Below are 9115 nucleotides of genomic sequence, written 5' to 3' on the forward strand. Positions count from 1 at the left end.
ATGGCGCCGGTGAGGCCGATCGCGATCACCATGGCCAGGGCGAACGGCAGCCTGGTGGACAGATAGAAGGTGGAGGCGAGGTAGGCGCCGACCGTCACGACGTTGCCGTGCGCGAAGTTGACCAGGCCCATGGTGCGGTAGACCAGGGAGAACCCCAGCGCCACGAGGGCGTAGACGGCGCCGAGGCTGACGCCGCCCACGATCGTCTGCAGAAAGACCTGCATGGTTCTCCTCGAGCGCGTCAGCCGGCGGCGGCGACGAGCTTGCCGTTCTGGATGGTGCCGATCGAGGTGGCGAAGATGCCGACGCCGGTCTTGTCGTAGGCGAAGTCGCCGAGCAGGCCCTGATACTTGGTCGCGCGGATGGCGTCGGCGAGTTCCTTGCCGGTGGCCACGTTGCTGGTCTTCAGCGCGGTGAGCAGGATCTGAGTGCCGTCGTACGCCTTGGCGCCGTGCAGCTCCGCCTCCTCGTTGAACTTCGCCTTGTAGGCGGCGGCGAACTTCTTGGCGGCGTCGTTGATGTCGTTGCTGAGGTACGGCGAGCTCACGATCGTGCCCTCGGCGTTCTTCGCGCCCGCCGTGTCCAGGAAGACCGGGGTGCCCTGCGGCGCCGCCCCGGCGAAGGTGGCCGTGATGCCGAGGTCGCGGGCCTGCTTGACGATCAGGCCCGACTCGACCTCCTCGGCGCCCAGGAAGATCACCTTGGGGTTCTTCTGTCGGATGCCGGTGAGCACGGCGCTGAAGTCCTTCTGGTCGGTGGTGACCACCTGGTCGGCCACCGGTGTCACGCTGCGGCTCTGCAGGGCCTTCAGGAAGGCGTCGTGCTCGCCCTTGCCGTACCCGCCGTTGTTGGTGATCATCGCGATGCTCTTGATGCCCTGCTGGTCCACGATGTGCTTGGCCAGGGTCTCGTCGTAGGTCGTGCTGGTCGGGCCGTTGAGGAAGAGGAACTCGCTGCCGACCGCCACCAGGCCCGGCGACTGCCCGGAGGTGATGTTGGGAATCTCCGCCTGTTTGAGGATCGGCGCCATCGCGATGGTCACCGCGCTCTCCGCGGTGCCGATCATCGCGATGTGTCCCTCACTGTCGATCTTCCGGGCCAGGTTGGTGCCGATCGTGGGGTCGCCCTGGTCGTCGAAGACGCCGAGCTCGATCTGCCGGCCGTTGATCCCGCCCTGGGCGTTCCACTCGTCGATGGCGAGCCGGGCGCCCTTGAGCTCCCACGCGCCCAGCGAGCTCAGCTGGCCGCTCTGCGCGTCGACCAGCGCGACCTTGATCGGGCCGGAGTCGTCGCCGGACGACTCGGAGTCGGAGCCCGGGGCGGTGCATCCGGCGGCGAGGACAACGGAGAGGACGGCAGAAGCGGTTATCGCGGTGGCGCGGGGACGAAGCATGTGCGGGTCACCTCAATCGGGAGCGGTCATTCGAAAATCGGGCGGCGTCATTCGAAAACGCCCTGGTAGATGTCCTTGATGTTCCAGTGGCCGGGGGTGGGAACCGGCTCGTTGACCATGGGCACGTCGATGACCGCGGGGCGCCGCCTTTCCACGGCCGTCTTCAGGGCGACGGTCAGGTCGCCCGGCTCCCCGACCGCGTAGCCGTCGGCGCCGCAGGCGCGGCCCAGTGCGGCGAAGTCGGGGCTGTACGGTTTGCCGTCCGGATCGACGAAGTCGCACCCGTAGCTGCGGCCGAACGCGCCGGCCTGCAGGTCCGAGATCGTGCCGTGGGCACGGTTGTTCATCACCAGGAAGATCACCGGCAGGCCCTGCTCGACGGCGAGCGGCACGGCCGGCAGCTGTGCGCTCATCCCGCCGTCGCCGATCAGGGCCACCACCACCCGCTCCGGCTGCGCGATCTGCACGCCGAGCGCGGCGGCCGGGCCGAAGCCCATGGTGGACGCGCCGCCCGGCGTGATGAACCGGCCGCCCTCGGGCAGCGGGTAGCACTGCGCCACGCCGTTCTTGTTCCAGCCGACGTCGGTGACCAGCACCGCGTCGTCGGGCAGGGCCGCGCGTACGTCGGCGAGGATGCGCTCGGGGCGCAGCGGAAATTGATCGCTGCGGCCGCGGTCGGCGCTGGCGGCGAAGAGCTCCGACCGGGCGGTCGCGATGCGCTGACGCAGCTCGGGGCGGTCGGCGCCGCCCGGTTCCAGGCGGCGTACCGCGGCGAGGATCTGCTGTGCGGCGCGGCCGGCGTCGGCGACCGCCCCGATCTCGACGGGATAGTTGCGGCCGATTTCGGCCGGGTCGATGTCGATCTGGATGAGCCGGCTCGGCGGGAAGCGCCACGTGTATTCCGGGTTCCACGAGCTGGCGTCGGTCTCGGCGAAGCGGGTGGCCAGGGCGAGCACCACGTCAGCCTCGCGGGCGTAGGCGTTGGTCTCGGCCAGCCCCCAGAAGCCGGTCATGCCCAGCACGAGCGGGTGCCGGTCGGGTAGGGCGCCCTTGGCCATCAGCGAGTGTGCGATCGGGATGTCCAGGTGTTCGGCGAGCTCGCGCAGCGCCGTGCGGCCCGCCGGCCCGCCGAGCCCGCCGCCGATGTAGAGCAGCGGCCGCTCGGCCGTGACGAGGGCTGCCGCGATCCGGTCGGCGGTGTCCGGGACCAGATCGGGCCGGGTTCGCCGCTGCGGCAGCGGATAGGCCGGCACCGTGTCCGGCAACGGCCGGGAGAACAGGTCCATCGGCACGTTCAGCAGCACCGCGCCCGGCCGGCCGGAGGTGGCCGTCCAGAACGCCCGCTCCGCGAAGCGCGGCAGGTCCTCGACGCGGTGCACGTGCCACGCCCGCTTGACGAACGGACGGTAGATCGCCGTCTGGTCGGCGTCGGCGTGCAGATTGACCTCTTGGTGCGGGTGCCGGCCGTACATGTACGACGGGATGTCGCCGGAGATCGCCACGAGTGGAATCGAGTCCAGGGCCGCGGTGGCCACGCCGGTCACCGCGTTCATCATCCCGGGGCCGACATGCAGCAGGACGACGCCGGCCTTGCCGGTGGCGCGGGCGTATCCATCGGCGGCGTGCGCGGCGGTCTGCTCATGGCGCGCGATGACGAATTTGATCGGGCTGCGGCCGATCGCGTCGAGCAGGGCGATGTTGGTGTGACCGCAGGTGCCGAAGACGTACTCGACGCCGTAGTCCACCAGCTGGGCCACCAGGGCGTCGGCGGCGGTAGTGGGCGCAGTCATCAGTTCTCTCCCCAGATCGACAGGCCCCGCAGCAGGAGCGTCTTGACCACCGTGTAGTCCTCGACCATGTGGCGCGGCGACTCCCGCCCGAAGCCGGAGTCCTTCACGCCGCCGAACGGGACGTGGTCGAGCCGGAAGTTCGACGAGCCGTTGACCACCAGGCCGCCCACCTCGAGCTCACGCCAGGCGGTGAGGATCCGCCCGATGTCGCGGGTGAACAGGCCCGCCTGCAGCCCGTACCGACTGGCGTTGCAGGTCTCGAGCACGGCATCGAAGTCGTCGAACGGCAGCACGCTCACCAACGCCCCGAACACCTCCTGGGTGACCACGGCAGCATCCGGCGGCGGATCGGCGACCACGGTCGGGGCGAGCGTGGCGCCGTCGCGGGTGCCGCCGACGGTGATCCGGGCGCCGCTGTCCGCGGCCTCGGTGGCCCAGGTCAGCACCCGTTCGGCCGCCCGGTCGTCCACCATCGCGCCGACGTCGGTCGACGGGTCGAGCGGATCGCCCACCCGCAGCTTGGCGACCTCGGCGCTGAGCAGGTCGACGAAGGCGGCGAAGTGCCGCCGGTCCACATAGACCCTCTGGACGGAGATGCAGCTCTGCCCGGAGTTGCTGTATCCGGTGCGGGCGCACACCTGGGCCGCGGCCGCCAGATCGGCGTCGTCGCAGACGATCGTCGCGGCGTTGCCACCGAGCTCCAGCACCAGCCGCTTGGCGCCGGCCGCCCGGGCCACCGCGGCCCCCGTCTCGGCGCTGCCGGTGAAGCTGATGACGGCCACCTCCGGCGCCTCGCACAGGGCGGCGCCGACCGCGCCGCCGCCGTGCAGCAGCTGCACCGCCTCGACCGGCGCACCGGCCTCGAGCAGCAGCGCCACGATCGCGGCGGAGACGGCGGGCGCCTGCGGCGGCGCCTTAACGATCGTGCTGTTGCCGGCCGCGTAGGAGGCGCCCAGCTTGTGCGCGAGCAGGTTCGCGGGTGCGTTGAAGGGCGTGATCGCCAGGGCGACGCCGGCCGGCGCGCGATAGGTCAACGCGGTGTTGCCGACACCGCGTGCCCAACCGGCGACCGGCAGAAGGTCGCCGCCGATCTGCCGGGCCTCGGCGGCGCAGACGGCGAACGTGTCGGCGACCCGGTCCAACTCGCCGCGGCCGTCCTTGACCGGCTTGCCGAGCTCCAGCGCGATGAGCCGGGCGAACGTGTCGCGGTGCTCGGCGGCGAGAGCCGCCGCGCGGTCGAGGACCTCGGCGCGGGTGGCCGGCGCCAGGCGCGCGACGGTGCGGGCACCGGACTTCGCATATTCGGCCGCCACGCGGGCGTCCTGCGGCTCGGCTACTCGCGCACGACTCACCGCCGTGCGGGTGAAGGGCCCGACACGCTCGGCCGACGGACCGTCGGCGATCCACTTGCCACCGAGCAGGGCCGGCGCGTGGATCACGGCATCCGGCGCGGTGCCGAGGATCGAATCGAGCATGGCAACCTCCTAGCGGTCCGTTGTGTGGACCACATTCGGCACTTCTGGACCACTCTGCGGACCCGGGTGTAACGTACGGTTGGCCGCTGGACGAAGGCAATAGGGCGAGGTCGAAAAGTTACGAGCAGGTGATGCCGGTGCCGGGACGGCAGAATCTTGGGTGTCCGAGACACCACCGGCCGCTCGTCGCGGCCGCGCCGCGCACGGTGACGTGCCGCGGCGCAGGAAAGGGAGTGAGTCACCGTGCCATCCGCGACCAGCCGCAAGGCCGCCGCCGGCGAAGAGGCGTCCGACGGCCAGGGCGTCCGCAGCATCCAGCGGGCCCTGGACATCTTGTCGCTGCTGACCGAGGAGCGGCCGCTGATCGCCGTCCGCGACATCGTCGCCGCGACCGGGCTGGCGAAGACGACGGTCATCCGGATCGTCCAGACCCTCGAGCAGAGCGGTCTGTTGTGGGCCACCAACGCGGGCTACATGGCCGGGCCCGGGCTCTGGCGGTGGGCATACCTGGCCCGGCGCGGCTGGGAGCTGCCCCCGGAGACGCAGCGGCTGATGCGGGAGCTGGCCGCGCGCCAACGCGAGACCGTCAACTTCTACGTGGCCCGCGACATCGTCCGCGTCTGCATCGCCCAGCAGGAGAGCCCGCAAGCGCTGCGGCACGTGGTGCGGGTCGGCGACGAGCTGCCGCTGTGGGCCGGCGCCTCGGCGAAGGTGTTGCTGCGCAACGCCTCCCCCGCCCTGCTGGAGCGGGTGGCGAAGTCGTCGCCCTTCGGCCAGGGCCACGTCGAACGCATGCGGACGTGGGTCGACGAGGCGGCCGAGCGGGGGTACGCGGTCAGCCACGGCGAGCGCGACGAGGGCCTGTCCGCCGTCGCCGTCCCGATCCTGGGCCGCTCCGGCACGGTGGTGGCGGCGCTGACCCTGAGCGGCCCGACGGTCCGCTTCACCGACGACCGCGTCGCCGCCTTCGCCGAGGCACTGCTCGCCGCGGCGGCCCAGATGAACGAGCGGGGCTTCGAACACCCGCTCGGTGCGTCGTTCTAAGGAGTTTCGCGCATGCACGACCGGCCGCTCGACGGTGTCCGCGTCCTCGACCTCACCAATGTCCTCGCCGGGCCTTACTGCACGTACCATCTGATGCTGCTCGGCGCCGAGGTGATCAAGGTCGAGATCCCGGGCCGCGGCGATCTCGCCCGCCGGCTCGGTCCGGACCCGGAGCTCAACCGGTTCCTGCTGGGCACGTCGTTCCTGGCGCAGAACGCCGGTAAGAAGTCGGTCGAGCTCGACCTGAAGGCCGATGGTGACCGGTCCACGTTCGAGGAGCTGGTCACGCACGCCGACGTGCTGGTCGAGAACTTCCGGGCCGGCGTGCTGGCGCGCATGGGCTTTCCGTGGGAGCGGCTGTGCCTGCTCAACCCGGCGTTGATCTACTGCGCGATCAGCGGTTTCGGCCAGACCGGGCCGATGAGCCAGGCCCCGGCGTACGACCAGATCATCCAGGGTCTTTCCGGCATGATGAGCGTGACCGGCACACCGGACACCGTCCCGCTGCGGGTGGGTTTCCCGGTCGCCGACACCGTCGGCGGGCTCAGCGCGGCGCTGGCCATCACGGCGGCCCTGGCCGGGCGCCGGCGCGACGGCAAGGGCCGGTTCCTCGACGTGTCCATGCTGGAGGCCTCGTTGTCGGCGATGGGCTGGGCAGTCTCCAACTACCTGGTCAGCGGCGTGGAGCCACAACCGATGGGTGACCAGAACGCGACGGCGGCGCCGTCCGGCACCTTCGACACCGCGGACGGGCCGCTGAACATCGCGGCGAACCGCCAGGAGCAGTACGAGACCCTGTGCCGGCTCGTCGACCGGCCCGACCTGATCACCCACCCGCGCTTCGCCGACCGGGAGACCCGTAAGCAGCATCGCGAGGAACTCAACGCGGAATTGAACGACGCGCTGCGACGGCGGACGGCGGCGGAGTGGGAACGGATCCTCTCGGCCGCGGGCGTGCCGGCTGCACGGATCCTGACGGTGGCGCAGGCCGTCTCGGTCGATCAGCTGGCGGGTCGCGGCTTCGTCGCCGAGGTACCGTTCCCCGCCGGTACGCCGCAGGCGGCCGTCGACAATGCCGGCGGCACGCTGCGAGTCAGCGGGAGCGGCGTCCTTTTCGACGGCGAGCCGCTGACACCGCCGGAACCTCCGCCGGCGCTCGGCGAGCACAACGCGGAACTGCCCGAGCTGCTGCGACGCTGGCGCAGCGAGCCACGGCCCGCGCTGGCCGACGACACCTCCCGGTGAGCTAGGCACGGCCGCCGCCGCTCAGGCCCACCACGTAGCGATCAGCGGTCACGGCGCCTCCAGTTCTTTGTACGAACCAGTACGTTAGTTATCGATCTCGACTGATCACATGTCAAGGGGCAGTCTCAACGCTCTGGAGGACGGCGATCCACTAGTCGGTTCCTATGGACCGCACAGCGGACCAGCGTTAAGGTCTCGCCATGACGGATTCCCGGGTCGCAGACTGGTGGGGCACCGCTGTGTCACGCATCGAACCCAACCGCGTGGAGTTGCGCGGTACCCCGATCCAGGACCTCATCGGCTCGGTGGGGTTCGGCGCGATGATCTGGCTGATGCTGCGCGGCGAACGGCCCACCGACCAGCAGACCGCCCTGTTGGAGGCGGCCCTGGTGGCCGGCGTGGACCACGGCCCGCATGCGCCGTCCATCGCGGTCGCGCGGATGGCCGCCACTTGCGGGGTCGGGCTCAACAACGCCATGGCCAGCGCCATCAACACGCTCGGCGATTCGCACGGTGGGGCCGGCCAGGAGTGCGTCGCGCTGCTGGACGAGATCCGCCGCCGCGAGGACGCCGGCGAGCCGCTACCGGCCGCGACCGACGGGGTCATCGCCGAGTGGCGTGGCCGCGGGGTCCGATACCTGCCGGGTTTCGGACACCGCTTCCACAGCCGCGATCCACGACGCGATCCCCTGCTCGGCCTGGTCGACAAGGCCGTCGCCGAAGGCGTCGTGCCGGGTCACCACCTGCGCGCCGCGCTGGCCGTCGAGACGGCGCTCAACCGCGGCCGCAGCAGCCCGGTGCCGATGAACATCGACGGCGCCACCGCGGTGATCTACGCCGAGTTGGGCTTCCCGGCGCCCTTGGCGCGCGGCCTGTTCGTGCTCAGCCGCAGCGTCGGCATCCTCGCGCACGCCTGGGAGGAGATCGGGCAGGGCAGGCGCAACAAGGGACCGATTCCGCCCGCCATCCTCCCGACCTACCTGGGCTGACCATGCCGACCGGCTGGGCTGACCGAAGCTACCGGATGTCCATCGGCACCGCCTGCCTCTCCGGCTCGCTCGAGGACAAGCTGGCGGCCGCGGCGGCGGCGCGCTTCCACGGCATCGAGCTGTCCCGCAGTGACCTCGCCGCGTCGTCCTGGTCGCCGCGCCGGATCCGCGAGGAGTGCGCCCGCCGCGGGCTGACGATCGACGCCTACCAGCCGTTCTCCGATGTGGAGGCGGTGCCGCCGACGGTCTTCGAGGCGAACCTGCGCCGCGCCGAACGGACCTTCGACCTGCTCGAGCAGCTCGGGGCGCGGACCCTGCTGGTCAGTTCGTCGATGTCCGCCGACGCCGTGGACGACGACGACCTCGCCACCGAGCAGTTGCACACGCTGGCCGGCCACGCCGAGCGGCGCGGCCTCCGGATCGCCTACGAGGCCCAGGCATGGGGCCGGTTCGTGCGGTCCTACCCGCACGCGTGGCGGATCGTCCGTCACGCCGGACATCCTGCGCTCGGCCTGTGCCTGGACAGCTTCCAGGTGCTGTCCCGCGGCGACGACCCGGCCGGCATCCGGGTGATCCCCGGCGAGAAGGTGTTCCACCTCCAGCTGGCCGACGCGGCGCGCCTGACCGGGAACGTGGCCGAAGGCAGCCGACACCACCGGCTGTTCCCAGGGCTGGGGTCCTTCGACCTGGCCACGTTCCTCCGGCACACGCTGAGCACCGGGTACAGCGGGCCACTGTGCCTGGAGGTCCTCAACGACGTCTACCGGCAGGCCGACCCCCGGCACGCCGCGATCGACGGGATGCGGTCGCTGCTCGCCCTGCAGGAGTCGGCCGGCGCCACGGCCCTGCCCCCGGCACCGGAGCTCAGCGGCATCGTCTTCACCGAGCTCGCGGTGGACGAGCACTCCGGTCCCGTGGTGGCGCGGGCGCTCACCTCGCTGGGCTTCGCCCACGCCGGCCAGCACCGGTCCAAGCCGGTGCAACTGTGGCAGCAGGCCGAAGCGCGAATCCTGCTGAACTTCGCGGCGCAGCGTACGGTCACGCCCGGCACGGCGTCGGTCTGCGCGCTGGCGGTGGAAAGCGCCGACCCGGTCGCCGCCACCCACCGCGCCGAGCAGCTGCTCGCGCCGGTGCTGCCCCGCCTGCGCCGGCCGGAGGAAGCCGAGCTCACCTCCATCG

Annotated in this window: 7 protein-coding genes and 1 pseudogene; 4 read left to right on the forward strand and 4 right to left on the reverse strand. The window is 71.4% G+C overall.

Going from position 1 to position 9115, the window contains the following annotated elements:
- The 4 genes and pseudogenes from AB0M20_RS13875 to AB0M20_RS13890 all read right to left on the reverse strand — a co-directional run.
- Positions 1-224, reverse strand: a pseudogene (locus AB0M20_RS13875) (branched-chain amino acid ABC transporter permease); the annotation flags it as partial.
- A 17-nt stretch (positions 225-241) separates the two neighbouring features.
- On the reverse strand, positions 242-1393 hold the full coding sequence (locus AB0M20_RS13880) for an ABC transporter substrate-binding protein (RefSeq protein WP_364297901.1): 1152 nt from the start codon (positions 1391-1393) through the stop codon (positions 242-244).
- Between the two features lie 47 nt (positions 1394-1440).
- On the reverse strand, positions 1441-3183 hold the full coding sequence (locus AB0M20_RS13885; protein WP_364297903.1) for a thiamine pyrophosphate-binding protein: 1743 nt from the start codon (positions 3181-3183) through the stop codon (positions 1441-1443).
- On the reverse strand, positions 3183-4658 hold the full coding sequence (locus AB0M20_RS13890) for an aldehyde dehydrogenase family protein (RefSeq protein ID WP_364297905.1): 1476 nt from the start codon (positions 4656-4658) through the stop codon (positions 3183-3185). Before AB0M20_RS13890 ends, AB0M20_RS13885 begins: the two co-directional genes overlap by 1 nt.
- Before the next feature lie 243 nt (positions 4659-4901).
- Between AB0M20_RS13890 and AB0M20_RS13895 the strand changes: the two genes are divergently transcribed.
- The 4 genes from AB0M20_RS13895 to AB0M20_RS13910 form a co-directional block, all read left to right on the forward strand.
- Entirely contained in the window at positions 4902-5702 is an 801-nt protein-coding gene (locus AB0M20_RS13895; protein WP_364297907.1) for an IclR family transcriptional regulator, read from the forward strand.
- A 12-nt stretch (positions 5703-5714) separates the two neighbouring features.
- On the forward strand, positions 5715-6947 hold the full coding sequence (locus AB0M20_RS13900; protein ID WP_364297909.1) for a CoA transferase: 1233 nt from the start codon (positions 5715-5717) through the stop codon (positions 6945-6947).
- A 200-nt stretch (positions 6948-7147) separates the two neighbouring features.
- A complete protein-coding gene (locus tag AB0M20_RS13905; protein WP_364297911.1) occupies positions 7148-7936 on the forward strand; it encodes a citryl-CoA lyase in 789 nt (262 codons plus the stop codon).
- A 35-nt stretch (positions 7937-7971) separates the two neighbouring features.
- On the forward strand, positions 7972-9115 hold a 1144-nt coding region (locus AB0M20_RS13910), incomplete at its 3' end, for a TIM barrel protein (RefSeq protein WP_364297913.1).

It is taken from the genome of Actinoplanes sp. NPDC051633, assembly GCF_040681735.1.
Classification (GTDB): Bacteria; Actinomycetota; Actinomycetes; order Mycobacteriales; family Micromonosporaceae; genus Actinoplanes.

Coding starts and splice junctions, on each gene's coding strand:
- AB0M20_RS13890 (WP_364297905.1), bottom strand. CDS start 4,658: ATGCTCGATTCGATCCTCGGCACCGCGCCGGATGCCGTGATCCACGCG.
- AB0M20_RS13905 (WP_364297911.1), top strand. CDS start 7,148: ATGACGGATTCCCGGGTCGCAGACTGGTGGGGCACCGCTGTGTCACGC.
- AB0M20_RS13880 (WP_364297901.1), bottom strand. CDS start 1,393: ATGCTTCGTCCCCGCGCCACCGCGATAACCGCTTCTGCCGTCCTCTCC.
- AB0M20_RS13885 (WP_364297903.1), bottom strand. CDS start 3,183: ATGACTGCGCCCACTACCGCCGCCGACGCCCTGGTGGCCCAGCTGGTG.
- AB0M20_RS13900 (WP_364297909.1), top strand. CDS start 5,715: ATGCACGACCGGCCGCTCGACGGTGTCCGCGTCCTCGACCTCACCAAT.